The 25,801-nt window shown below is 33.8% G+C and carries 19 protein-coding genes and 6 pseudogenes; 6 read left to right on the forward strand and 19 right to left on the reverse strand.

All coding sequences use genetic code 11. From position 1 onward, the window contains the following. Positions 1–430: 430 nt before the first annotated feature. From GO684_RS03335 to GO684_RS03345, 3 genes are all read right to left on the reverse strand, one after another. Positions 431–1,663: a hypothetical protein gene (locus tag GO684_RS03335; RefSeq protein WP_175938904.1), complete on the reverse strand. Its 1,233-nt coding sequence runs from the start codon at positions 1,661–1,663 to the stop codon at positions 431–433. A gap of 111 nt (positions 1,664–1,774) precedes the next feature. Next, positions 1,775–2,815: an NAD(P)H-dependent flavin oxidoreductase gene (locus tag GO684_RS03340; RefSeq protein WP_175938906.1), complete on the reverse strand. Its 1,041-nt coding sequence runs from the start codon at positions 2,813–2,815 to the stop codon at positions 1,775–1,777. Positions 2,816–2,820: 5 nt separating this feature from the next. Then, positions 2,821–3,342, reverse strand: a complete 522-nt coding sequence (locus GO684_RS03345) for a cytochrome b (RefSeq protein WP_175938908.1) — start codon at positions 3,340–3,342, stop codon at positions 2,821–2,823. A 290-nt stretch (positions 3,343–3,632) separates the two neighbouring features. Between GO684_RS03345 and GO684_RS06035 the strand changes: the two are divergent. After that, positions 3,633–4,615, forward strand: a pseudogene (locus GO684_RS06035) (IS630 family transposase). A 28-nt stretch (positions 4,616–4,643) separates the two neighbouring features. On the opposite strand, the gene trpS reads toward GO684_RS06035, so the two are convergent. The 11 genes and pseudogenes from trpS to GO684_RS03410 form a co-directional block, all read right to left on the reverse strand. Then, entirely contained in the window at positions 4,644–5,642 is a 999-nt protein-coding gene (gene trpS / locus GO684_RS03360; protein WP_175938915.1) for a tryptophan--tRNA ligase, read from the reverse strand. A gap of 29 nt (positions 5,643–5,671) precedes the next feature. After that, positions 5,672–6,232, reverse strand: coding sequence for a nucleotide exchange factor GrpE (locus GO684_RS03365; protein ID WP_175938917.1), 561 nt, complete (start codon positions 6,230–6,232; stop codon positions 5,672–5,674). A gap of 61 nt (positions 6,233–6,293) precedes the next feature. Next, on the reverse strand, positions 6,294–7,280 hold the full coding sequence (locus GO684_RS03370) for a polyprenyl synthetase family protein (RefSeq protein ID WP_175938919.1): 987 nt from the start codon (positions 7,278–7,280) through the stop codon (positions 6,294–6,296). Positions 7,281–7,289: 9 nt separating this feature from the next. Continuing rightward, positions 7,290–7,610 carry a 30S ribosomal protein S16 gene (gene rpsP / locus GO684_RS03375; RefSeq protein ID WP_175938921.1) on the reverse strand — a complete coding sequence of 107 codons (321 nt, stop codon included), beginning with the start codon at positions 7,608–7,610 and terminating at the stop codon, positions 7,290–7,292. A gap of 135 nt (positions 7,611–7,745) precedes the next feature. Next, on the reverse strand, positions 7,746–9,554 hold the full coding sequence (locus tag GO684_RS03380; RefSeq protein WP_175938923.1) for a peptidylprolyl isomerase: 1,809 nt from the start codon (positions 9,552–9,554) through the stop codon (positions 7,746–7,748). An 86-nt stretch (positions 9,555–9,640) separates the two neighbouring features. Then, positions 9,641–10,591: pseudogene (locus GO684_RS03385) on the reverse strand (IS630 family transposase). A gap of 571 nt (positions 10,592–11,162) precedes the next feature. Next, positions 11,163–11,315 (reverse strand): hypothetical protein, encoded by a 153-nt coding sequence (locus GO684_RS03390; protein ID WP_175938925.1) that lies wholly within the window; start codon positions 11,313–11,315, stop codon positions 11,163–11,165. A 162-nt stretch (positions 11,316–11,477) separates the two neighbouring features. Next, positions 11,478–11,651, reverse strand: coding sequence for a hypothetical protein (locus tag GO684_RS03395; protein ID WP_175938927.1), 174 nt, complete (start codon positions 11,649–11,651; stop codon positions 11,478–11,480). 317 nt (positions 11,652–11,968) lie between these two features. Next, complete coding sequence (gene rho, locus GO684_RS03400; RefSeq protein WP_175938929.1) at positions 11,969–13,384, reverse strand: transcription termination factor Rho; 1,416 nt, start codon at positions 13,382–13,384, stop codon at positions 11,969–11,971. Positions 13,385–13,588: 204 nt separating this feature from the next. Further along, positions 13,589–14,179, reverse strand: a complete 591-nt coding sequence (locus GO684_RS03405) for a cell cycle transcriptional regulator TrcR (protein WP_175938932.1) — start codon at positions 14,177–14,179, stop codon at positions 13,589–13,591. Positions 14,180–14,464: 285 nt separating this feature from the next. Then, a pseudogene (locus GO684_RS03410) lies at positions 14,465–15,337 on the reverse strand (transposase). A gap of 418 nt (positions 15,338–15,755) precedes the next feature. On the opposite strand from GO684_RS03410, the pseudogene GO684_RS06040 reads away from it, so the two are divergent. From GO684_RS06040 to GO684_RS03425, 3 genes and pseudogenes are all read left to right on the forward strand, one after another. Beyond that, positions 15,756–15,860, forward strand: a pseudogene (locus GO684_RS06040) (IS630-like element ISWpi10 family transposase); the annotation flags it as partial. 665 nt (positions 15,861–16,525) lie between these two features. Further along, positions 16,526–18,025, forward strand: a complete 1,500-nt coding sequence (gene guaB, locus GO684_RS03420; RefSeq protein ID WP_175938963.1) for an IMP dehydrogenase — start codon at positions 16,526–16,528, stop codon at positions 18,023–18,025. Between the two features lie 317 nt (positions 18,026–18,342). Next, positions 18,343–19,352, forward strand: a pseudogene (locus tag GO684_RS03425) (IS630 family transposase). A gap of 48 nt (positions 19,353–19,400) precedes the next feature. Here the strand turns inward: GO684_RS03425 and GO684_RS03430 are convergent. Further along, positions 19,401–19,538 carry a hypothetical protein gene (locus GO684_RS03430; RefSeq protein ID WP_175938934.1) on the reverse strand — a complete coding sequence of 46 codons (138 nt, stop codon included), beginning with the start codon at positions 19,536–19,538 and terminating at the stop codon, positions 19,401–19,403. A gap of 354 nt (positions 19,539–19,892) precedes the next feature. Between GO684_RS03430 and GO684_RS03435 the strand changes: the two genes are divergently transcribed. Further along, complete coding sequence (locus tag GO684_RS03435) at positions 19,893–20,717, forward strand: tetratricopeptide repeat protein (protein WP_175938936.1); 825 nt, start codon at positions 19,893–19,895, stop codon at positions 20,715–20,717. 300 nt (positions 20,718–21,017) lie between these two features. Here GO684_RS03435 and GO684_RS03440 read toward each other — a convergent pair. The 3 genes and pseudogenes from GO684_RS03440 to GO684_RS03450 form a co-directional block, all read right to left on the reverse strand. Further along, positions 21,018–22,014: pseudogene (locus GO684_RS03440) on the reverse strand (IS630 family transposase). A 177-nt stretch (positions 22,015–22,191) separates the two neighbouring features. Beyond that, the gene (gene ubiB / locus GO684_RS03445) at positions 22,192–23,622 is read right to left on the reverse strand and encodes a 2-polyprenylphenol 6-hydroxylase (RefSeq protein ID WP_175938939.1); all 1,431 of its coding nucleotides are present in this window, start codon (positions 23,620–23,622) and stop codon (positions 22,192–22,194) included. Then, positions 23,619–24,359: a metal ABC transporter ATP-binding protein gene (locus GO684_RS03450; RefSeq protein ID WP_175938942.1), complete on the reverse strand. Its 741-nt coding sequence runs from the start codon at positions 24,357–24,359 to the stop codon at positions 23,619–23,621. The genes ubiB and GO684_RS03450 overlap by 4 nt, the downstream gene beginning before the upstream one ends. Between GO684_RS03450 and GO684_RS03455 the strand changes: the two genes are divergently transcribed. After that, positions 24,351–25,247 carry a zinc ABC transporter substrate-binding protein gene (locus GO684_RS03455; RefSeq protein WP_175938943.1) on the forward strand — a complete coding sequence of 299 codons (897 nt, stop codon included), beginning with the start codon at positions 24,351–24,353 and terminating at the stop codon, positions 25,245–25,247. The two genes, GO684_RS03450 and GO684_RS03455, sit on opposite strands and share 9 nt — an antisense overlap. A gap of 30 nt (positions 25,248–25,277) precedes the next feature. Here GO684_RS03455 and ndk read toward each other — a convergent pair whose 3' ends face one another. After that, the gene (gene ndk, locus GO684_RS03460) at positions 25,278–25,697 is read right to left on the reverse strand and encodes a nucleoside-diphosphate kinase (RefSeq protein ID WP_175938946.1); all 420 of its coding nucleotides are present in this window, start codon (positions 25,695–25,697) and stop codon (positions 25,278–25,280) included. Positions 25,698–25,801 lie beyond the last annotated feature (104 nt).

Below are 25,801 nucleotides of genomic sequence, written 5' to 3' on the forward strand. Positions count from 1 at the left end.
AGGTTAAAGTAGAATTAGGTAAATGAATTTTTTATCTCTACAGTGCAGTTAATCCTAGAAATGGAGGAAGTCCAACTTATTTGCACCAAATGCCAACACTGATTGTATGAGTATATTTCTTGAACAAATGTTGCAATACTTAAGAGCACGAGAAGCCTTTTTTATCATAGATTATGCTAGTTAGCATAAGTCAAAAATTTAAAGGTACTTAAAAATATCGGAACTATATATCTGCCACCATCTCACCTAAGCTCAATCCTATCGAGAGACTTTGGTTCTATATAAAACAGAACATTTTGTGTAATAAAGCCTATAACACAATTGCTTTGCCTAAAAGCTCTTTTGCAAATTTATTACCTCTCTTTCTCATTCAGCAGTTAAACAACTCTGCAATGTCACTCATCTGACCCACTCATAATGAGAACTGGCATTAAACATGCCGTAGGCTTTTTTCATTATTAACAACAGGGCTTGAATTAGCACACGCTAATTTACTTGAAGGAAGAAGAGATAAATACCATGCAGCTACTGCTGCTATAGCAAGCACTACAGTCATAACATACCATCCCAGACACAATGCTCCGGATTTTGTTACTACCGCCCCAACAAAACACACAATTGCCAAAAGAGCACAACTTGCTGCAAATGCACCATAAAGTTCTCTATTGTTGAGTTGTCCTTTAGATAGAGCATCTTCACCTTTTTTTTTCTTCATAAGAAGCTTTTGCATGGTAGTACCTTCCACGTTCCTTTTCTTTTCAGGAGCTTGTACTGAACTTATTCCATTGCTTGGTCTTTTATTTTCTTGCACCTGCAGCTCTTCTTCTGCAGTCCGCTCCAGTTTTATTTGGTTCTCACTTTCTTCTTTTTGTACACTGTTATCTTCTCCAGCAGAGCTTAATATTAAGCTTACACTGCTCCTTCCACTACTTACCGGTGACTCTAAACCTTCTTTACTTAAGCCAGGTGAACTCACTCCACCATCTACACCACCACTATTGAGTTCAGAAGCACTTATTTCTGGTTCTAAAGTATCTATTGTTTCAGGTAATTTTTCTTCAAAATTAAATTGATTATCATCTTTTAGACTGGGTGAATTTTCCCAATGTTTTAGATTTGTTTTTTCACGTGTATTACCTGATTCTGAATCCTCAGCAGTGCAACTAAGAGTATTGCTTGTTCCATTTGCAGACTGTTCATCTGTTTCTGTACTAGAATAACTTTCATGACTGTTCTTGCAAACAGCATCTGAAGTTATTAGTTTCATAATTATTTGTTCTATTTCTGTTTTTTCCATTAGGTTTAGTTCTTTTGACTTTGTTATTTCTCTTTTCAATGCTGGAAGAAAGTATTGGACATAACTATTATAATATTCCTCTTGTCCTATCAATGATTCTCCTAATTTCGTTAATACTTCAGGACTAGCCCCTTTTTTAAACAACTTTTTGCATTTTCTAGAAATCTTGTCTTGCCCACTCTCTTGATTTTCTCGATAATTTTCTTCTGTTACCTTTTTTCTTATAACTTTGCACAATTCTTCTGTTTTTGACGCTGAATAACTCTTTACCCTTTTTAAGGCTTGTGAACTCTTAGTAGAACTGCTAAGAGAATTGTAAAGATTATTTTCTGTTAAATTAAAAATTATCGCTGCATTACTATCCATAATATTCCTCCATACATAACAAAATGTATAGATACTTTTTTGGTGTTAATTTTACATTAAAGTTGGACAGTTATGTTCTTCTGTAGAGAACTATAGCAACTTATCTACTGGTTAACTGTTTGCTTTGCTAATGGTTAAGTGTCCCACTTTTACAGATCTTTTTTCAATATAATTGTTTGCTTGTTGAATTAAAATATCTATCACTTCTTTTACAGGCTTTTCCTTATCAACCATACCGACACTTTGACCAGCCATTAAAGATCCCGCTTCAATATCCCCCTCAATCACTGCTCTTTTTAAGGCTCCAGCCCAGAATTTTTCTATCTCAAGCTGCCCACCTTCTTTTGAGATCTGTCCCTTGTGATATTTACTAATAATTTCTCTTTGGTGTTGTATAAAGTCATCACTCGCTTTATTAGCTATGGCCCTTACTGGAATGACAGGAAAATCAGCACTTATCTGTACAGAAGATACCGCACTACGTGCAGCTGATTTAATAAACACCTCCTTAAAATTTTTGTGGGCAATCGATTCATTAGTGCAAACAAATAATGTGCCTATTTGACAGCCACTTGCTCCCATTTCTAAGTAATTTACTACCATTTCGCCCCTTCCTATTCCACCTGCAACAAACACTGGTATTTTCTCATCTTTAAAATAAGGTAATATCTCCTGCGAAAGAACAGAAGTACTAACTGGACCTATGTGCCCACCCGCTTCCATTCCCTCTATTATTAACGCACCCACCCCCATTTTTACTAACCTTTTCGCAAGGTTCAATGATGGTGCAAAGCACATAACTTCAATGCCTACATTTTTGATTTTTTCTATACTAGGCTTTGCTGGTAGTCCGCCAGCAAGAACTATATGGCTCACTCTTGCTTCAACACATACATCTATTAACTCACTCAAGTTTGGGTGCATAGTAATTAGATTTACACCAAATGGCTTGTTAGTTAACTTCTGCGTCTCTATGATTTCTTTCCCCAGCAAGTCTGAAGACATAGCACCGCATGCAATTACACCAAAACCACCAGCGTTTGAGATCGCTGAAACTAAATTCCTCTCTGAAACCCAGCTCATAGCACCACCCATTATTGCAAACTCACTACCAAGAAAATCTGTTCCCTTTTTCCAGAGGCTACTCAACATACAATCTATATAATGCGTTTAAGAATGTTTTGTTTATCTATAAATATGTGCTTTAAAACACCAAGTATATGCAAGGTTATAAAAAACACCATAAAGTACGCAAGTATCGAGTGCAGTAAATTGGCCGCATTTGCTAGATCTTTGTCTTTATTGATCAACAAAGGAATATAAAAAATATACTTGATCTTCATGTCAGAAGCAGAAGACATGACGTAACCAGACAATGGTATCAGTATCGCTAAAGAATATAAAACAAAGTGTACTATTTTACTCACACTAATTACAAAATGAGAAAAATTTTCTGGGAATAGCGGATCACAAGTGAAGACACGAAAAAATATGCGTAATATGATTAATCCAAAAATAGTAACCCCGCAAGCCTTATGAACAGTGTATATGCTGAATTTAATTTCATTGTTAACCGGCAAGCTTCTCATGTAAAACCCAGAGCAAAGCATACCAATAATAAAAACAGCCATTAACCAATGAATAACCCTTACCCCTAAGTTATATTTACTATATTCCATTTGACCGCTCCAAAATAGAACCCATATGTAGAACTTATATAGTAGAAAAACTATTTTTCAATCGAAATTATCTGTATAGAATCTTGCTGTATTAATCAACATTAAGGTTAGTCGCATAGAAATGCAGCTAAGCCACGGTTATCAAGTGTTTAAAACATAAAAAACGCTAATATTTTAATAGATATTAACCAGGGCTTTTTTTCTGCTTATACCAATTCCCACTTTACAAGAAACGGATAAACAATAACGGAAAAGAAGCTATACTGAAGTAAGTAAGAAGCAAGTTCTAAATGGTATTGAAATCAAAATTATTAGATAAAAAAGTCATAGAATCAGCAAAAGGAGCGTTGAAAAAAGTGTAAGATTAACGCATATGTTACAAAAAACTAAACGCTGTAATTGCAACAAAAAGCACAATATAATAGCCGTAGCAAAAATATGTTGCATTTCAGGAAACACTAACTGCATGGGCAAAGCACCTAAAATTTGGAAAAGAAAAAAATTGTTTGTTCTTTCTCAACATCATAGAAAAACTAGACTGAATCAAGAGTCAATTTGAATAAGTTAAAGTATAGACACACAAAAAATCTAATATTACCACTAAAGAAACGAAAATAAGAATCTAGGAAAAATCCGACTTGAATGTTAGCAAGTCCACAGTACACCATAACATGCAAAAAATGAAGTTTTCATATATTACGCCAAGACCAATTCATAATAAACAAGATAAAGGTAGATAGGAAGAGTTAAAAAAAGCTTAATGAGATTATTGGTAAGTGTTTTGAATAAGAGCTATTTTTCTTTGATGGGTTGCGATTGGCACACATTCAAAATTGGATATGGATGGTTAAAAAGGGCGTTAGAACATAGGTTAAAGTAAAAAATTAGGTAGATAAAATTCTCATCTCTATAGCGCAGCTAATCCTAGAAATAGAGAGAATTCTAACTTATTTATACCGAATGTCAACACTGATTGTATAAATATATTTCTTAAATAAATGCCACAATATTTAAGAAAACAAGAAATCTTATCTTATCATGGATTATACTAGTTTCATAAGTCAAAAATTTAGGTATCTAAAAATATCGAGACTATATACCTGCCACCATAACTTAAGCTCAATTCTATTGAGAGACTTTGGTTATATATAAAACAGAACATTTTGCGTAATAAAGTCTATAATACAATTGCTTTGCTTGAGAGTACTTTGTGCAAATTTACTACCTTTCTTCTCACTACACAATTAAACAACTCTGCAATTCACTTACCTGACTCACTAACAATTAAGAATTAGTGCAACTTATTGAACAAACCCTATAATATTTTTGATTTCTTTTATGTTATGGCCAACAATTTCTGCTGCTTTTTCTGTGCCTTTTTTTAACACTCCATATAAGTGAGACTGATCTTTTAAAAGATCATTTGTTTCCTCACGTATGGGTGATATAACACTTATGATTAGATCAGCCAACTCTCCTTTAAAGTGCTGCATATCATACTTATTCATTTCTTCACACACTTTATCTACATCTAAATTACTAAGTATTGAGTAGATGTTTATCAAGTTACTTATTTCTGGGCGACACTTTAAAGTAGCAAAATCAAAGCCTAGCATTGAATCCGTTTTTGCTTTTATCACTTTTTTAACAATCAAGTCATCTGTGTCGTCAAGGTTAATGCACGAGTATTCTGAAGGATCAGATTTACTCATTTTGCTTGTGCCATCTCTTAAACTCATTATCCTAGATGCGTGGTCTAAAACTAGTATTTCAGGTACAACAAAATGACCGAGCTTATAGTAATTATTGAAAGCTAATGCGATATTGCGTGCGAGCTCCAAATGCTGTTTTTGATCATCACCAACAGGGACATATTTAGTTTGATATAGTAATATATCTGCAGCCATAAGCACTGGGTAACTATATAACCCAAGAGAGGCTTTTTGTTTATCTCTGCCAGCCTTATCTTTAAATTGAGTCATACGATTGAGCCAACCAATTGGTGTATAGCACCCTAGCAACCAACTAAGTTCTGCGTGACCACTAATTGTAGACTGATTAAAAATAATGGATTTTTCTGGATCTATTCCACACGCGATGTAAACTGCTGCTGTTTTAAAAATATTACTTTTTAACTCGCTTGCAGGAAGCTTATTGGCTGTAATCGCATGCAAATCAACTATACAAAAAAGAGATTTATATTTATCCTGTAAAGTTACCCACTGCTTGATTGCGCCAAGATAATTACCTAAATGCAGTACACCACTTGGTTGAATGCCTGAAAAGACTACGCTTGTCATTATATATCTGCCTAATTGCATGCATATTGCTAACTGCTCCCACAATTAGCAGTTTTTTTGGAGATAATAACCATTGCAGGACGAAGCAACCTATTTTTGATAGTGTAGCCGGTTTGCAAGACTTCCACAATAGTACCAGTTTGTTTCTCATTATCCTCTCTTTCCACAACAGCTTGATGTAAATTACTATCAAAAAGCTCCCCAATTGGGTTTACCTCTTCTATTCCGTGCTTTTTGAGGTCATTCATGATTTTTTGATGAGCTACTTTAATTCCCTCATGGACAGGATCATTGTCCTTCAAAATTTCCATTACTCTTTTTAAATTATCGCACGAGTCGATCATATCACGGGCAAATTTTGTAACTGCGTAGTCGCTTGCATCGCTAATTTGTTTTTGCATTATACGTTTAATATTTTCGTTATCCGCAACAGCACGGCGTAAATGATCTTCAAGCTGAACCGCACGTTCTTTTAATGTTTTAAGCTCATCTAGATCACAAGCTTGTTTGCTATTATTTTGTTGGTCCTCGCTTTCCTGTTTATTCACCATGTCAGTGAATTTCCTCTTTCTTTCTTTACTATCTGACATACCATTACCCCTAAAAATCTAATAAATATATAACAATTAATCTGAAAATATCAAGAACTAGCTAAGCTTGCCGTTCTATGCTCGCATTTAAAAAGTCAATTAAAGCAATCTTATAAGAAGAATTAGGAAAAGTGTTAATATCATTTTGCGCACTATTAACATAGTGCCTTGCTTTTTCCATAGAAAGCTGAATAGCATTATGATGATTAATATAATGTAATGCTTGATTAAAGTCGCACTCAGCCAAAGAAAAACATTTTTCCCAGAACTTTTGTTCAGCTAGACTACCTTTTTCATATGCTATAATAGCAGGTAAAGTTACTTTACCTTCAAAAAAGTCCTTTCCAACTTGTTTTCCAGAAGTACACTGATTGGCAGCATAGTCGAGCATGTCATCAATTATTTGAAATGCCATACCAAAGTTAAAGCCAAAATTTCTTAACCTCTCTGTTTCATTACCTGTAGCACTGGATATTACAGAAGCAGCTTCACAGCATGCAGAAAATAAAGACGCTGTTTTCTTTCCAATGATATCAAAATAATTTTTCCTAATAGTGTGAGGGCTAAAACGTGCTATCATTTGCTTTATTTCGCCCTTTACAAGTGAATGCGACGCTTTAGATAAAGTAGAGAGAATATTTAAACTTCCACACTCTATAAGCCATTTAAATGCTAGAGTCAATAACAGATCACCAACTAAAATGCTCGACTTATTTCCCCAAATTTCATTCGCTGTTCTAATTCCATGTCGTGCTTCGCTTTCATCAAGCACATCATCATGAAGTAAAGTGGCGTTATGTATAAATTCCACTGATGCGGCAACTTTAATCCTATCTTCTCCGGAATAGTTCAGCATTTTACATATGATAAAGACGAGTTTGGGCCTTACTTTTTTTCCACCCGACCCAACAAGATGAGATATAATATCAGCAGCAAGCTTGACATCTTCATTGTCAACATCCTTGAAGATAAAGTTCTTCATAGCTGATAAGTCAGAAGATACGATATCATCTAATATATCATTACTTGTTAAATCAGTGTTCAGCATCAATGAGACTTATGCCTCTTGTTCTTTTACTTTTTTTGTCTCTGCTTTCTTTTTTTCTGTTCTCTTTGCTTCTGTTTCTAAAGTTACCATGCCTTTTTTAATAAACCATAGCACCCTTTCAGTTGCTTGTGCACCCACACTTAGCCAATATTTTAATCTGTCAGCTTTTATCATGACACGATTTTTATTGCCTTTTGGTAGCATTGGATCGTACTGCCCTATTCTCTCAATAAAACGTCCATCTCTTGGCGCACGTGAATCAGCTACAATTACTCTGTAAAAAGGGCGTTTTCTTGCACCAAATCTTGCCAACCTTATTTTAACTGCCATGTTAACCTTTATTTATTATACTAGTTACAATTTTATATAATCAAGCAGTTCTAGTCAAATTAATCGTCACATTTCCATTCAAGAATAACACAACTGCTCTTACTGTCCAGTGAGATAGTAATAACTGGAGCTTATTTATATATCATCAAGCATGGCATGGTTAACCTCAACCTTATACTTTGATTCTAAGTAGCTAATTAACTGCTCTTTTAGTGATATCATTACACGTTTTCCAGTATCGAACGTGTCTAACTTGCCATTTGATGAGTACATTCCTTTTAAAATACCCACTATAACTTCATTATTGTGCTGAACAGGGTCTGTTACTGAACCAATCATTTTCATATTAAAAATCTCCTCTACAAAAGAAAAGGGATAGCTTTGCTGACCTATTTCATTGCGATGTATCTGCCGGTCCTTAATCAATTCTATACCTTGAGTCTTTTCCAAATCTGCCTTTTCTTCTAGTCGAGCTGCAACTTCTTGTCCAATTTCAAACATCTTTTCTTTTATAAACCCATCGCGCCAAAAATCTATCGCTAATGCCTTGCCTTCTTCAAAACTTCGCAATTTAGGTGGAACAATGTTGACGATCTTTACACTAACAACAGCATCTCCAACACTCTTAAAATAACCCTTCTGGCCTTTTTCTTGTGAAAAGATGAAAGAAACCAAATCACTAGAGCTTTCCACACTATTACCGCTCTGATCCTTCCCACTAGCATCTATTGGACCGATAGTTTGTATAGGTAAATTATATTCACTGGATATTCCTTCAATCGTTATACCATTATATACCTTATAGTTTACTTGATTTACAAAATCGTTGACTTTTTCAAAGGACCTCTGATTAATTAAAACTGACTTTATATTCTTCTTCAGATCAGCCAAGTTCTCATTAGAGATTTGGTGTGCATTATACACTTTTATTATATGCCAACCAAAACTGCTTGCTAGAACTTCACTTACTCCACCAACTTTGAGAGCAAATACCTTTTCTCTCATATCCTCTGGTAAGAAATCCTTAGTTATATTGTTTACCCTAATTTCCTCAAGTTTTGTCTTTCCAAACTCCTCTACCATCTGTTCAAAGCTTATTTTACCTTCCCCAAATGCTCTCCGTGCTGCTTCAGCCTCTTCTTTAGCATGGAATATTAAGTTAAGTATATCTCTTTGATCTTTAAGCTCCTGTTGTTCTATTATATCGTCAACCTCTCTATCTGAAATCCGAATTTGATCTTCAAAGTATTTTTGATCCAAAGAAATATATTGTGCAGTTCGATATTCAGGGTAATAAAAATGAGATTTATTTTTTTCATACAAGTCAAATAAAGCTCGATCATCTGGTTCAGCAACGTCTGTAACTACATCTTGAGTTATTTTAACAATATCAACTACTCTAGTTTGATAGCGGTTCTTATATATCTGTTCATCAATTTTTTCGCCAAAAGTTACTGGATAATTATCACGAAATAATGAAGCTATGAACATAATGGCAGGTAAGATTCTCTCTAATCTTGCTACGTATTCTTCTTCCGTCATGTGCAAACTATTCAGCGTCTCACGAAATTTTTCTTTGTCAAATTCTCCTTTATTATTTTGAAAGTACTTGGTATTTTTAATGTGGTCTTTTATAGATTCTTCCCCAATTACTAACTCCAAATCACTAATCAAGTTAAACAGTAGTTTTTGCTCTATAAGTGCATTAAGCAAACCGTATTTCAATCTTTTTATCTGCTCTTCATCAATATCAGATCTAGAAGTCTGCTTTCCATAATTTTGATATAGCGATTTGTACTCATCCAATGTTATAATTTCCTTTCCAACTCTAGCCACTTCTTCCTTTTTATTATCATCCAAGAGAAAGGTACCAACTCCCACAAAGATTAACAAACAAGTTAAAATGACAATAGTTATTTTAGTAAAAAAATTTTTAATATCCATAAATAAAAGTTGACTAGCGGTCAATTGTAGAATAGTGATAATTTAGCTTTTGTAAACTTATTGGTTAGTTATACTAATTTTCATTATTAGTGGGTCAAATAAGTGACGTTGCAAAGTTGTTTAATTGCAGAATGAGAAGGAGGGTAATAAAACTTACACAAAGCACTCTCAAGCAAAGCAATCATACTATAGACTTTATTACGCAAAACATTCTGTTCTATATACAACCAAAGTCTCTCAACAAGATTGAGCTCGGGTGAGTATATGTAGTAGGTATATAACATCAACGTTTTTAGGTACCTTTAAATTTTTTGATTTATGTCAACTAGCATAATCCATGACAAGAAGGGCTTCTCATGCTCTTAAACATTGCAACATTTGTTCAAGAAATAGATTCATACAATCAGTGTTGACATATCTACAGTGCAAATAAGCTAGAACTCTCTTCATTTCCAGGATTAACTGCACCATATAGGTAAAAATTTTGCTCACTTAATTTTACTTTAACCTGTGTTCTAACGCCCTTTTTAAGTCACCCATGTCCAACTTTCGAATGTGTGCCAAGCTGCGATTCATCAAAGATAAACAACTCTTGTTCAGGGGCTTATCAATAGCCTCATTAAGTTTTTTTAACTCTTCCTGTCCACCTTATATCTTGTTCATTATGAATTGATCTTGGTGTAATATACGAAACTTCATTTTTTGCATATTACACTGTACTGTAGACTTGCTGACATTCAAGCCAAATTTTTCCTAAATTCTTATTTTCATTTCTTTAATGGTAATATCAGGGTTTTCTTGTACCTATACTTCAACTTGTTCAAATTGATCTTGATTCAATCTAGTTTTTCTACGACGTTGAGGGAAAACAAACAATTTTTCTTCTCTTCCAAGTTTTAGGTGCTTTGTCCATGCAGTTAATGCTGTCCTTGAAATGCAATATATTTTTGCTATGGCTGTTATACTGTGCTTTTCTGCTGCAATCACAGCATTCAGTTTTCTTGTAACGTATGCGCTTTTCGCACTTTCTTCAGCATTTCTTTTACTTATTCCACGACTTTTTTATCGAACAACTTTGGTTTCAATAACGTTTAAATCCCCTATCTTACTTTAGCAAAGTTCCTTTTCCCATTATTGTCTATCCACTCCTTATACAGTGGAAATTGGTACTAGAAGGCAAGTTTAAAGTAAAATCAGATAGACAAAATTTTTATCTCCACAGTACAGTTAATTCTAAAAATAGTAAAGAGTTCTAGCTTGTTTGCACCGAAAAATCAACACTGATTGTATGAATCTATTTCTTGAACAAATGTTGCAATGTTTAAGAGCATGAGAAGCCCTTCTTGTCATGGATTATGCTAGTTGACATAAATCAAAAAATTTAAAGGTACCTAAAAATATTGAGATTATATACCTACTATCATGCTCACCTGAGCTCAACCCCTATTGAGAGGCTCGATTGCATATAAACAGAACATTTCGCGTAATAAAGTCTATAATACAATTGCTTTGCTTGAGAGCGTTTTGTGTAATTTATCATCTCTCTTTCTCACTCTACAATTAAACAACTCTGCAATGTTACTCATTTGACTTAATTAATAATAAAAATTAGTACAACACAATACCAAAAGAAAATCTTATATCAACACAGATGCCACTACTAATTCCAACATTAGTAACGGCACAAAAAAAGCCTACCATTATTGCATTTATTGCATTACCTCTAGCACTCCCCTTTTTCGAGTTAACTTGATCTCCCATAACGTAAGTAGATGTTTGTTTTGTTTTTCTCTTTAAGCCAACTCTACAGGAGTTTAACTATTTGCGCTTTGTATCAAAGAATCTGTCCTATATTTAAGCAAGGTAGTTGTTGTCTCCATATTATTACGCACAACGGCTTAGTGTAATAATGTATTTCCCTTCTCAACCCCTAAAGTTCAGGTAAGCACGGAATTTTTCATTTGGATTCCTCACTGGGTTATCTTTTGCATGTATTCTCTCTCCAATAGCTCCTTCCAAATGCTCTACTATGTCTTGAAATGGTAATTTATCTCCTCTTTCAGATCTTGCACCATTGTGTTCGATACAATGACACAAAATCAAGGTATACTATTACTCGTCATGTCTACATCTGGCTTTATGGATAGAGCTGATTAAACACTTCCTTGTTAATTACTATTTCACTATTCCTGCTGAAGAACTTCTTCAATTTCTCAATTCTTTCACTATGTACTTTTCCTATGTTGTTACTAATAACCTCAAGTAAAGTCATAAGATTCTTCTGAATGACACTATTAATAATAATAAGCCCGTTAAAAGTCAAGAATTTAGTTAATAAATTAAGATAGCAACCCCCTAGAGACAGTAAAACCCCTCATTTTTTACCCCACATGTCTATTGAGACTGGCTTATCTTTAATTATTCATAGAGTTAAAAAAGTCAGCATTACTCTTCGTCAAAAGTAGTTTGTCACGCAAAAACTCCATTGCTTCAACAGGTCCCATAGGGCTTAGTATCCTACGCAACACCCATATTTTATTTAATATAGCCTTATTAATTAATAGCTCTTCTTTTCTAGTTCCAGATTTCGTAATGTCAATAGCTGGAAATATTCGCTTATCGGCAAGTTTTCTATCAAGTATAATCTCAGCATTACCTGTACCTTTAAATTCCTCAAAAATAACCTCATCCATTTTTGAGCCGGTCTCTATAAGAGCAGTAGCAATTATTGTTAAGGAACCACCATTTTCAATGTTACGAGCTGCTCCAAAAAAACGTTTTGGTCTTTGTAGTGCATTAGAATCCACACCACCAGTTAGAACTTTTCCAGATGAAGGAATAACTGCATTATAAGCACGTGCAAGACGAGTTATAGAGTCGAGCAAGATTACCACATCTTTTTTATGTTCAACCATTCTCTTAGCTTTTTCTATTACTATTTCAGCAAGCTGTACATGGCGGTAAGCAGGTTCATCAAATGTAGAGCTTACTACTTCGCCTTTCACAGAGCGCATCATATCTGTCACCTCTTCAGGTCTTTCATCTATGAGTAATACTATCAATTCTATTTCAGGATGATTTGTAGCTATAGAATGAGCCATTTGCTGAAGTAGTATAGTCTTTCCTGTACGGGGTGGAGCAACTATTAATGCTCTTTGTCCTTTTCCAAGAGGTGCAACTATATCCACGGCACGCATATTTATACCTTTTTTATTATCACTACTGCTGTTGTTTTCAAGGACTAAACTTTCCTCAGGATAAAGAGGAAGCAAATTATCAAAATGGGCGTACTTTCTTAATTCACTTACTTCAGTAAAGTTTATGCCTTGAACCTTAGTTAAAGTAAAATATCTTTCCTTATCACTAGGTGGTCTTATTTCTCCACATACTATATCTCCCGTGCGCAAACTAAACTTTTTTATTTGCCCATTAGAAATATAAACATCATCAGTACTTGGAGCATAATTTGCATTTGCCGAGCGTAAAAAACCAAAACCATCAGGCAATATTTCCACCACTCCACTTCCTGTAGTAATACCTCCTTCTTCACTCATTTTCTTCATCAAACTGAATATCATTTCCTGTTTCAACATTCTGCCATTGCCCTTACCATTAGTTGAAACTTTTCTTTCTTCAGCTAGATTTAATAATTCTTCCGCCGTTTTTTCTCTCAGCTCACTAAGGTCTAGTGTTTTTCTATTTTCCTTTACACCCTCGTTTGTTGTTTGTTTTGCCATATCGTTATTAGAAATTTGCTCACTTTTTTCTATTGGCTTAGGTGCAACTGCAACCTTTTCTTTTGTTAAAACATCCTTGTTGATCGTTACCATAGTCCTCCAAAAATTCTAATTGATGTTTACTAACCTAAAATGCGATTACAAGATAATAAATTAGGCTGAGTTAACCTTTAGGAAGTATCAAACTCAATTATTACTAAGCTACGTACTTTACCTAGTATTATACCAATAAATACCAGCAAGTCAAGTTAATTTAACATTAACATGGTATAAAAACAAGTAAATGATTTAAAAACTTTAATAATCTTCCCTTATATTTCTCAACCTTTCTTGTTTTTCCTCTTCCACTTTTGCTTTTTCCACTTCTGCTTCTAAGTTTTCTTGGCTACATAAGCCGAGCAATACGGGGTCTCGAGGTTTTATATTTTGCATATTGTAATGAGACCCATCTCTTATCTGTTCTACCGTATAACTTGTTGTACTGATCAATTTAGCTATAACATTATTATCCAAGGCAGGGAATTTTTTTATTAAATAATAAATCGCGTCAGGTTTATCTCTACGCTTCACTGCAGAGGCAAAACCTAAAATATTACCGCCCACCTTATTCCTTTTTTTTACATTTTTTGCAATCAAACTTGGAATACGATTTGGGTTCTCTTTACAGTCAGAGATTTCTTTTTCAGTTATTATCCCAGAAATAACAGGATTAAATTTTTCTATGTCTATTTCCTCATCAGCTATACCTTGTACCTCTTCAAGAGCCAACCTACAACACTGCGCTATCTGATTAAAAGTTAAAGCGGTATTATCTACTAGCCAAGCAGCAATTTGCATGAAAAACTGTTTACTTCTACCATTATCGCCCTTAGAAAGTTCTGTTGACATCAAAAAAATATCTCCAAAATAAAATCAATTGTCGTTACATAGAGCTAAAATATAAGCTATTAAAATTAAAAAAGCATTAATTTTGTCACTAGATGACCTTTTTAGTTTAACTTCCTAGGCTAATTAAGCAGCTAGACCTGTCTGAAGTAGCTCAAAAAATATTTTCTCTCTTTACACATAATACTTAATCAAGTGTATATTTCCACTTGAGAAATGGTTAATTCCAAACTAAGTATATTGTAATACCATATATAATAGCTTATAAGCTTATAATAATTCTCATTGCTAATGGATCAAATAAGCGACATTACAGAGTTGTTTAATTACGGAGTGAGAAAGAGAAGCAATAAATTTGTACAAAGCACCCTCAACAAAGTCTCTCAATAGAATTGAGCTCAGGTGAGTATGGTGTGGGTGTATAATATCGATATTTTTTGGCGCCTCTAAATTTTTTGATTCATACCAACTAGCACAATCCATGACAAGAAAAGCTTTTCTTGTCCTTAGATATTGTAACATTTGTTCAAGAAATATATTCATACAACCAGTGTTGACATTTTGGTGCGAGTAAGTTGAAATCTCTTCATTGCTAGGATTAACTACCCGTAGAGATAAAAGTTTTTGTCTACCTAATTTTACTTCAACTGTGTTCTAGTGCTCTTTTTAACCCCCGCATCCAACTTTTGAATGTGTATCAAACCGCGATTCATCAAAGATGAATAACTCTTGTTCAGGGTGTTTATCCATAGCCTCATCAAGTTTTTTTAACCCTTCCTATCTACCTCTATCTTGTTTATTGCAAATTGGTCTTGGCGCAATATACAAAAACTTCATTTTTTGCTTATCACGGTATATCGCAAACTTGTTGGCATTCAAGCCAAATTTCTCTTTTCTTTAACAGTAATACTATGGTTTTCTTATACCTATTATTTCAACTTGTTCAAATTAACTCTGATTCAACCTAGTTTTTCCACGACGTTGAGGGAGAGTAAACAATTCTGCTTCCCTTTCAAATTCTAGGTACTTTGTCCATGTAGTTAACGCTGTCCTTGAAATGCAATATATTTTTGCTATGGCTGTTATACTGTGCTTTCTGCTGCAATTACAGCGCTTAGTTTTTTTTACAACATATGCATTATTTCATCCCTTCTTCAGCATTTCTTTTGCTGATTCCACAACTTTTTCACTAATAATTTTGATTTTACGCCATTTAAACCTCGCTATTTTACTTACTTCAGCAAGGCTTCTTTTCCACTCTTGGCTACCCGTTTCTTATACAGTGGGAATTTGATATAAGCACCCTGAACAAAAGTTATCCTTCTTTGGTGGACTGCGGCTTGAGACACATTCAAAAGTTGGGTGCGGGTAGCTTAAAAAGGGCGTTAGAACACAGGTTGAAGTAAAATTAGGCAGATAAAAACTTTTATCTCTACAGGCAGTTAATCCTAGCAATGAAGAGAGCTCTAGCTTATTTGCACTGGACGTCAACACTGATTGCACGAATATATTTCCTGAACAAATGTCACAACATTTAAAAACATGAGAAGCCTTCCTTATCATGGATTATACTAGTTAGCATAAGTCAAGAAATTTAAAGGTACCTAAAAATACTGAGATTATATACTTACCACCATACCCACCCGAACTCAATTCTATTAAGAGACTTTGGTTGTATATAAAACAGAAACATCCTGCATAATAAAGTCTATAATATAATTGCTTTACTTGAGAGGCTTTGTGTGCAAATTTATTACCTCTCTCTCTCACTTCATAATCAAACAACTCTGCAATGTCACTTATTTGACCCACTAACAATATGAGGGTTTGTATCACTACCTATTTTCTGTATTGCCAGATCTTTTAAGCCTTAAATGCTGCAGCCTAGCCGCTTTCTAATGTAACTAATTGGGGCTACAAATATTTAAAAAACTTACTAAGCAAAAAAACACCAGAGTAGTTGACTACTAACTCCTTAATTTTTAAAACTTAACGTTGGGTGATGTCTTAAACGCTTCAGCTTATATAAGTAAAAACTTAGAAATTTCATAAAGACATAAGGTGCAAATATCACGGAAAATCAAACAACAGTATGCTAAACATAAGACCTTCTTATCATTTTAACGTGCCCAGATTGGGCAGTTATATAAAACAACTTCAATACTATGATTGAAAAGCCCAAAGTGTGTCAAGTAGTCTTTTGCATCCTGTGAATCACTCTTGAATAACTGATAACTATGCAATAAAGCCTGCTCTTATCGTCCTATAGCCTGTAACCACACACCTAGGTAATTTTGTAATGCCCTATTGCAATTTACTCAATTGGCGTATAAGCTTTTAATAAAGCCTATAAAAAAAATGAAAGCCTGTTATTCATTTGACGATATACTTCTTTTACCAGCTTATTCTAATATATTGCCTTGTGATGCAGACACAAAAACTTATTTAACAAATAGTATAGAGCTCAACATCCCTCTTATATCTTCTGCAATGGATACTGTCACTGAATCAAATTTTGCAATAGCTATTGCACAACATGGTGGAATAGGTTGCATACATAAAAACTTATCAATAGATGAGCAAGTTTCAGAAGTAAGGAGAGTAAAAAAATATGAAAGTTGGATCGTGTATAACCCAATCACGATTTCCCCAGATAAAACAGTTGCAGAAGCAATTTCATTAATGAAAGAGTACGACTATTCTGGCATTCCTGTAGTTGAGCAATGCAAGTTAGTCGGAATTTTAACCAACAAAGATGTAAGGTTTATTGAAGATCAGAACATGAGTACAAAAGTCTCCGAGGTAATGACAAAAGAGAAGCTAGTTACAGTACGAGAGCAGGGGATAGATAGCGCTTCAGCAATGAAACTATTGCATGAAAATAGAATAGAGAAGCTTTTGATCATAGATGAAAACTCCTGTTGTATAGGTCTGATTACAGCTAAAGACATTAAAAAATACAATAGATACCCCAATTCATGTAAAGATAGTAAAGGGCGGCTCAGGGTTGCTGCTGCAGTTGGCACCGGCAAAAAGGATGGCATAGAAAGATGTGAAGCTTTGATCGGAGAAGAAATTGACGTGATTATCGTGGATACTGCTCACGGTCATTCCGAAAATGTTATTAATACTATTAAAGAAATAAAAACGATGTATCCAAGCACGCAGTTAGTTGCCGGAAATATTACAACAAAAGAAGCTGCTGAAGCGTTGATTAACGCGGGTGTTGACGCAGTGAAGGTTGGAATAGGACCTGGATCAATTTGCACAACCAGAATAGTTACAGGTGTAGGTGTGCCACAATTTTCTGCAATTCAAAGCGTTGCAGAAACATGTAAAACAAGAAAAGTAAGATTGATTGCTGATGGTGGAGTGAAATACTCAGGAGACATTGCAAAAGCTATTGCAGCTGGTGCTGATTCCGTGATGATAGGTTCAATTTTTGCTGGTACTAATGAAAGTCCAGGTGAGATTATCATGTATAAGGGTAGAGCATATAAAAGTTATCGAGGAATGGGATCTATTAGCGCAATGAAACGAGGTTCTGCTAGCCGTTATTTTCAAGGCAAAGACCCAAAACTCAAACTAGTTCCACAAGGAGTGGAAGGAAGAGTGCCATTTAAAGGTCCAGCTTCAGGAGTAATTCATCAATTAATTGGCGGGTTACAAGCTGCAATGGGGTACACCGGTAATAGGAACATAGAAGAGATGAAGAAAAACTGCAAGTTTACAGTTATGACTGCATCAGGATTAAGAGAGAGCCATGCTCATGACATAACTATCACGCAGGAAGCTCCAAACTATACTTATCAAGTGTCCAACAATTTGCCAACTGATTTAGACGTCTAATTGTTAGTCGTCAACTAATACGGTAAAAGCAAACAGGATAAAGCAGGGGTTTTTGCACTAATACAAAAGTTCCTGCTGTAGTTAAAAATGCATTACTCCTTAATTCGTTAAGTTATAATGCACGTTTGTTGATTTATGTAGTTTGTATTATACCTGTGCTTGCTGTACAGCCTGCTACATCTATCGCATCATTATCAATTACTCTTCACCATTTCTGCTCTATCTTCATTTATAATACCGATTCCCACTATACAAGGAACGGATAGACAATAATGGGAAAGAAGCTATGCTAAAGCAAGTAAAATAGCGAAGTTTAAATGGCGTTGAAATCAAAATTATTGTACGAAAAAGTATGAAATAATACATATGTTACAAAAAAACTAGATGCTGTAATTGCAGCAAAAAAGCACAGTATAACAGCCGTAGCAAAAATATGTTACATTTCAAAAACAGCACTAACTGCGTGGATAAAGCACCTAAAATTTGGAAGAGAAGAAAAATTGTTTACTCTTCCTCAACACCATAGAAAAACTAGATTAAATCAGAGTCAATTTGAATAAGTTAAAGTATGAATACAAGAGAACCTTAATATTGCCATTAAAGAAATAAGAATCCAGAAAAAATTTAGCTTAAATGTCAGCAAGTCTACAGCACATCGTAATATGCAAAAACGAAGTCTTCGTATACTAGGCTAAGACCAATTCACAACGAACAAGATAAAGGTAGACAGGAAGAGTTTAAAAGAAAACTTAATAAAGCCATTGGAAGCAGTCCTGAACAAGAGCTACTTTTCTTTGACGAATTGCGGTTTGCATACATTTAGAAATTGGACACGGATGGTTTTAAAAGGACGTTAAAATACAGGTTAAAGTAAAATTAGGTAGACAAAAATTCTTATCTCTATAGTGCAGTTAATCCTAGAAGTGGAGAGAATCTGGTTTATTTGCAACGAATGCTAACACTGATTGTATGAATATATTTCTCGAACAAATGTCACAATATTTAAGAATACGAAAAGCATTATTAATATAAAGTTAATATTAGCACGTTAGTATGTCTTATCATGGACTGTGCTAGTTAGCATAAGTCAAAAAATTTAAAGGTACCTAAAAATACTGAGATTACATACCTACCACCATATTCACCAGAGTTTAATCCTATTGAGAGACTTTAGTTGTATATAAAACAGAACATCTTGCATAATAACGTTTATAATAGAATTGCTTTGCTTGAGAGCGCTTTGTACAAATTTGTCGCCTTTCTTTCTCACTCCGTGATTAAACAACTCTGCAATGTTACTTATTTGACCCCTAACAACGAGAATTAATAAGTTGATTGTGACCATTGAAGACATCAGGTGCAGAAATTATCTCTTCTACTTCATCAGAAGAGTATTTTGCACAACTGGAATAGCTTTTACAGAGTCAGGGTGATTCCACTTCTTCAATTGCAGTTGAACTATAAATTCGGGCAGCTCTTTCAAAGATTCATCCTTTATGCAATATTTTATCATAAAACAAACCCCTTAAATCTCAATAATAGGCACTTATGTTAACGTGCTAATATTAGCTTTATATTAACAAAAATATAAAATTATTTTCAGGGGTAGTTTTGTTGCGTAGCTAATTCGGAGTAAATAGAAAAGCGACCAAAATACACAATTATTATATATTCTATTGTAAAACAAACATCCTAACTATATACATGCTACAAAATAGCTTAGCATAGCAGAATTCATGTTTAACCTCACCATTAACAATATTTTTATTATTATATGAGATAGATGGACTAGTACTTATAAATTTATACTGTGTTACACATAGGTCGGGAAAGTAAGATTTACTGGTTACGCACTGGAATAATATAAATGCGCAACTTAGATGCTGCAACACCTGGATCTGCACTTGTCTATATATTAATTTGTACAATAACTTTATTAAGATTTTCAGCTGTCTATGCTAACGAAAATTTGGAGATACAAAAAGCTTTTGATAGCATTGCTAAGTATATAAAAGCCAACAAAAAATATAAAGACTTTGATGTTATCGAGAGAAAGAGTGACAAATTTAATATCAAAATTTCACAGAACCCAAGCAAAAGCTTTAGCATACATTCTACCTTAGGAAAGGTAAAGGATTCCTTTGAGTCAGGAGATAGTAAAACAGCTATCTCTCTTCTTAATCAAGTCGTTGCAAAACTCCCTTATCATAAAAATGCTTTAATTGGGCTGGGAAATATTTATTATGCTAATAAAGAATATAAAAGAGCTATAGAGGTTTGGATAAAACTTTTAAAAGAATACCCTGGTAACTCTTACATACTAGAAAACTTTCTAACAATAATTTCACAGTATAAGCCTAATCTAGCATTGAGTGAAATGTTAAAATTGTATAATATACAAAAAAATTGCACTCCTTTGTTAGCAAACTTAGGTCTGATCTATATGAAAAAGGAAAACTATACAAAAGCCAAAGAATACATGGTAACTGCAATTTCCCTTGATCAAAATAATATTTTTTATATCTATAACCTAGCTGTTATCCTAGATAAATTATCAGATTTCAAAAATGCTGCAATATTCTACTCAAAGTTACTGAATATGGCTGTAAATTCGAAGAATGCAAGTAAGACAATACCCATATGCAAGGTAGAAGCAAGACTAAAATTTATAAAACTTCACAATATGGACTAAACGATTCTATGAAAGCTTGTGCTCTAATATTATTTCAGTTATCGAATTAATTTACTGAGTATAAGACAGTTGCGTATTCAATTGGTCACAACACCACTGGATTTAAGGAAAAGTCAACCGCTATAAGATAACATATTTTCAAGAATATAGAATAGAAGGTAAGGTATAACAAATGAGTATCAAAAGCAACCTATTAATTTAAGCTACCAAATATAACAATAAAGAAATTGTAAAACTTACTCTAGGCCTCTTCAGTACATTAGATAAACTCTTTTCATCTGCTAATACTAATTCCCATTGTTAGCAAGTCAAATAAGTGACATTGCAGAGTTGTTCAATTGCAGAGTGAAAAAGAGAGGTAATAAATTTGCACAAAGCGCTCTCAAGCAAATTAATTATATCATAGACTTTATTACGCAAAACGTTTTGTTTTATATACAACCAAAGTCTCTCAATAGCATTGAACTCGGATGAGTATGTGTGGTAGGCATACAATCTCAATATTTTTAGGTGCCTTCAAATTTTTTGACTTATGCCAATTAATACATTCATGACAAGAAAGGATTCCCGTGTTCTTAAACACTGCAACATTTGTTCAAGAAACATATTCATACAACTAATATTGGCATTCACTGCAAGTAAGTAAAACTCTCCCTATTTCTAGGATTAACTGCACTGTAGAGATAAAAATTTGTCTACCTAATTTTACTTTGACCTGTGTTCTAACACTCTTTTTAAACCACTCGTGTCCAATTTTTGAATGTGTGTCAAACCATAATTCATCAAAGGGAAATAACTCTTCTTTATAGACACTTCCAATAGTATCATTAAGTTTTCTTTTAAACTCTTCCTATCTACCTTTATCTTGTTCATTGTGAATTAGTCTTGGCGCAATACATGAAAACTTCATTTTTTGCATACTACAGTATGCTATACACTTGCTTACATTTAAGCCAAATTCTCCCCGATTCTTATTCTCATCTCTTTAATAGTAATATTAGAATTTTTTTGTATCTATACTCAACTTGTTCAAATTGATTCTAACTCAATCTAGTTTTTCTACAACGTTAAGGGAAAGCAAATAATCCTCTTCTCTTCCAAATTCTAGGTGCTTTATCCATGCAGTTAGTGCTGTTCTTGAATGCAACATATTTTTGCTACGGCTGTTACACTGTGCTTTTTGCTGCAATTACAGCATTTAGTTTTTTTGCAACATATGCATTATTTCACACTTTTTCAGCATTTCTTTTGCTGATTCCACAACTTTTTCACCCAATAATTTTGATTTCAACGCCATTTAAACCTCGCTATTTTACTTACTTCAGCATGGCTCCTCTTCCATTATTATCCACACACTCCTTGTGTATTTGGAATTGGTATTAGCCGCACAGTCTAAGTGTTAAGCATTGTAATGACACCAAGTGGAGGTTAATGTTTTTTTTATGTAAGTAGTGGTCATGCAAGAAGTCTATCACTAAAAAATCAAAAGCTTAACGATTAGCGCTATAATTATAGGCCACAGTAAAAAGCAGATTTTTCCATTTGATTTATTCTTAACTTGAATATTCTCTAGTTTCTGATTAGCTATTAGGTTTAATTTTTCTACAAGATTAAAAATCTCTTGAATTGTCCTTAAGGAATAAGAGTTTTTTATTTTCTCTCTATAGCTTATTTTATTTTTATGTTGACTTTTCGTCCATGCTTCAACTACCTTCCACATATTAATTTCTGGGTAGATTTTTCTACAAGTTCCCTCTAGCAAAATCATAGTTTTTTGCAGAAGTAATAATTGTGTTTGGACTTCCATATCAAAATCACCAGTTATCTTTAACAATTGGGCAAGCAAACTAGCAAAAGAAATTTTCTGTACAGGCTGCCCTATAATAGGTTCACCTATTGCCCTGCACGCCGTAACAAAATTTTTATGCTGCGGCGAAACATAGCCAGCTCTAAAGTGCACTTTTGCAACTCGATCATAATCCCGATTTAAAAAACCTTTCAGTATCTCTATTACATAGTAACATGTTTCTCGGTCTATTCGGCCCATAATCCCACAATCTAAAGCAACAATATTGTTGTTACTATCGATCATTAGATTGCCAGGATGCATATCCGCGTGAAAGAAACAATCTCTGTATACTTGATTGCAAAACGACTCTATAAGATTAACAGCTATTTGCCTATGATTATTTAGTTTTTCAACCTCATATATTGGTGTAGCCTCTATCCACTCCAATGTTAAAACCCTCTTTGAAGTTCTACTCCAATCTACTTTAGGAACATAAAAACCTCTATCGTTTTTTGTGTTTTCCCTAAGCTCCGAAGAGTGAGCAGCTTCAAAACGTAGATCTAGCTCTAATCGGCAAATTTCAGCAAAAGTTTCAACTAACTTAATTGGTTTTAGTCTCCTTGATTGCTTGCTAAACTTTCCTGTAATCCCCGCAAGCCAAAAAAGCATCTTGATATCTTTTGAGAACGCCTTTTCAATATTTGGCCTTAAAACTTTCACAGCAACTTCTTTGCCTTCTGTTGTAATTGCCTTATAAACCTGAGAAATTGATGCTGCTGCAATTGGCTTCTCAGAAAAACTTGAAAAAATGTCACCTAACTTACAATTAAATTCGCTTTCTATAGTTTTAACTGCTATCTTGTGTGAAAAAGAGGGCAATCTATCACATATCAATAATAAGTTATTCGTTATATCCTCATTTAAAATATCAGTACGTGATGAGATGGACTGCCCAAACTTAATAAATACCGGACCTAATTTCTCAAGAGCGCATTTTAGCCTATAGCCTCGTATTTTATTTATTGACTTCCTTGACGGAGAAAGTAAATAAGGTGATATGTTATAATGAGTTAGTACTACAGTTATATACAAAAGACGCAGAATACTTTGAATCATTTCGCTATATAACTGCTAAATATCTCACTTAGAGTTTTATCTTCCATAATTTCATTAGGCTTACCCTGGCAATAGATAGTACGATTTATACAAATTATATAATCTGAACATGGTACAATGGAACTTAAATCATGAGATGTCATAAGGATCGAAATTAGTCGGTTTTTTGCTATTTTCCCTATAATATCGTAAAACTTAGCACGCGCGTTAATGTCCATCGCACTAACCGGCTCATCTAGAATAATCAAGTCAGGCTCTGCAATTAAACAGTGTGCAAGCAATAATAATTGCATCTGTCCTGCGGAAATTTCCAACACCTGACTTTTTAAAATATCACTAATACCAACCAACTCTATCACTTCCGTAATAAAAGATTGATTCTTCTTCAATTTTTTTGAAAAACTATTTAAAAGGAAATATTTAACTGTTATTGGCATCAAATTACTAATGCTAAAGTTTTGTGGCATATAGCTAATTTTTATATTATCAGCAAATATAATACTACCTGTATAGTTCTTACTTATACCAGCAACCACCTTCATCAAAGAAGTTTTACCGCCACCATTTGGGCCAAGTATAGTAACTACATCTCCTTTTTCTATTGATATATTAATACCATTGAGAACTTTTTTATTATCGTATGCAAGAGCAAGATTTTCTATTTTTAGTACACTGTCATTGACATCATTTAACTTTTTGACAAAATTTAAATTTTTCTCGACGCTTTCATGAGACATTTACTAGCTTTTTTTCTATTACTTTTATTTATACTATACTATAATATTACCCTTTCATCCAATCTAAAAATTGTAGCCACAATAAAGCCTATACATTCACTTGTAGCCTCTGTCACAGATGGAATTTTAAAACCTGACTTGCTTGCTTACACAACATCTGCACACAATCATATATTAAAACCATCTGACGCGAGCAACTTAGAATCAAGCGACGTTATATTTTACATTGGTGGTAACTTAGAGACATTTATTAAAACTTTTACTAAAGGCAAAAAAGAACTTGTGCAGTTGTCAAAGACAATCAATCTACTCCCTGCCAGATCACATTCATTTTCCAAAAGAATTACCCATATTCAAAATGCAAAAGACCCACACATTTGGCTAAGCCCTGAAAATGCAAAGAGTATGATACTTTCTATAAGTGGAACACTATCCAACATAGATAAGGAGAATGCTTCCAGGTACAACTACAATGCATTAAAAGCTATAAAAGAAATAAATCAAGGGACAGAAAAAATTGCAAGAGGATTGAATGATTTTAAAAATCAAAAATACATAGTCACTCATGACGCTTATCAATATTTTGAAAAATATTTCGGCTTAAACCACCCAAGTGTTATTCTTTCCATAGAAGAGGACTCTTATATAGGCATGAAAAGCTTAATGAAGCTAAAAAAGGTTATGGAGGAAGAAAACATTAAATGTATATTTTCTCATTCACTAGAAGATAGTATAAAGCCTAAAGTCCTTTCCAAGGATGCAAAAATAGTAATACTTGACCCTATTGGGTCAAACATAGAACCTGGGAAAGATGCATACCTTGCTATAATCAACGACATTACACAAAATTTTAAATCTTGTTTTACTGAATATCATCAAAAATCATAACAAAATGTAGCTATGCTAGTAAATCTGAAGCTATACCAATTCACACTCAGCAAAAAAGAAAGCTATCTCCTTATGAGCATTTTCTAAACTATCAGAACCGTGAACCCTATTTTCATTAATGTCGCCAGCAAAGTCACCTCTAATTGTACTCTTATCTGCCTGCTTCGGATCTGTAGCTCCCATGATTTGTCTATATCTACTAACTGCATTTTCACCAACTAAAACTTGAACTACTACAGGACCAGAAGTCATAAATTCTACCAATCCTCTAAAAAAAGGTCTATCTTTATGAATTGCATAAAACAGTTCCGCTTGTTTTTTCGTTAGTAATATCATCTTTTGTGCTATTATCCTTAGCCCAGATTTTTCGATATAGGAATTTATATTACCTGTAATATTATTTTTTACTGTATCAGGTTTTAATATCGAAAGTGTCCTCTCAATTGCCATACTCCCCTACATAAAATCACATGCCCGTATATTTATCTTATTTCAAATTCCAGTTTTATAAAAGTAGTTTTTTCTTTATAGTTAAGAATAAATCATCAAGGGTA

Source organism: Wolbachia endosymbiont of Litomosoides brasiliensis (assembly GCF_013366805.1).
In the GTDB taxonomy this organism is placed as follows: Bacteria; Pseudomonadota; Alphaproteobacteria; order Rickettsiales; family Anaplasmataceae; genus Wolbachia.

What these genes read in the sequence shown, in the direction of transcription:
- trpS (WP_175938915.1), bottom strand. Translation starts at nt 5,642, where the DNA reads ATGACAAGCGTAGTCTTTTCAGGCATTCAACCAAGTGGTGTACTGCAT.
- ubiB (WP_175938939.1), bottom strand. Translation starts at nt 23,622, where the DNA reads ATGATTCAAAGTATTCTGCGTCTTTTGTATATAACTGTAGTACTAACT.
- GO684_RS03345 (WP_175938908.1), bottom strand. Translation starts at nt 3,342, where the DNA reads ATGGAATATAGTAAATATAACTTAGGGGTAAGGGTTATTCATTGGTTA.
- GO684_RS03380 (WP_175938923.1), bottom strand. Translation starts at nt 9,554, where the DNA reads ATGGATATTAAAAATTTTTTTACTAAAATAACTATTGTCATTTTAACT.
- GO684_RS03340 (WP_175938906.1), bottom strand. Translation starts at nt 2,815, where the DNA reads ATGTTGAGTAGCCTCTGGAAAAAGGGAACAGATTTTCTTGGTAGTGAG.
- GO684_RS03430 (WP_175938934.1), bottom strand. Translation starts at nt 19,538, where the DNA reads ATGATAAAATATTGCATAAAGGATGAATCTTTGAAAGAGCTGCCCGAA.
- GO684_RS03335 (WP_175938904.1), bottom strand. Translation starts at nt 1,663, where the DNA reads ATGGATAGTAATGCAGCGATAATTTTTAATTTAACAGAAAATAATCTT.
- GO684_RS03435 (WP_175938936.1), top strand. Translation starts at nt 19,893, where the DNA reads ATGCGCAACTTAGATGCTGCAACACCTGGATCTGCACTTGTCTATATA.
- rpsP (WP_175938921.1), bottom strand. Translation starts at nt 7,610, where the DNA reads ATGGCAGTTAAAATAAGGTTGGCAAGATTTGGTGCAAGAAAACGCCCT.
- GO684_RS03405 (WP_175938932.1), bottom strand. Translation starts at nt 14,179, where the DNA reads ATGTCAACAGAACTTTCTAAGGGCGATAATGGTAGAAGTAAACAGTTT.
- rho (WP_175938929.1), bottom strand. Translation starts at nt 13,384, where the DNA reads ATGGTAACGATCAACAAGGATGTTTTAACAAAAGAAAAGGTTGCAGTT.
- GO684_RS03390 (WP_175938925.1), bottom strand. Translation starts at nt 11,315, where the DNA reads ATGGGAGATCAAGTTAACTCGAAAAAGGGGAGTGCTAGAGGTAATGCA.
- GO684_RS03455 (WP_175938943.1), top strand. Translation starts at nt 24,351, where the DNA reads ATGAGACATTTACTAGCTTTTTTTCTATTACTTTTATTTATACTATAC.
- GO684_RS03365 (WP_175938917.1), bottom strand. Translation starts at nt 6,232, where the DNA reads ATGTCAGATAGTAAAGAAAGAAAGAGGAAATTCACTGACATGGTGAAT.
- GO684_RS03450 (WP_175938942.1), bottom strand. Translation starts at nt 24,359, where the DNA reads ATGTCTCATGAAAGCGTCGAGAAAAATTTAAATTTTGTCAAAAAGTTA.
- ndk (WP_175938946.1), bottom strand. Translation starts at nt 25,697, where the DNA reads ATGGCAATTGAGAGGACACTTTCGATATTAAAACCTGATACAGTAAAA.
- GO684_RS03370 (WP_175938919.1), bottom strand. Translation starts at nt 7,280, where the DNA reads ATGCTGAACACTGATTTAACAAGTAATGATATATTAGATGATATCGTA.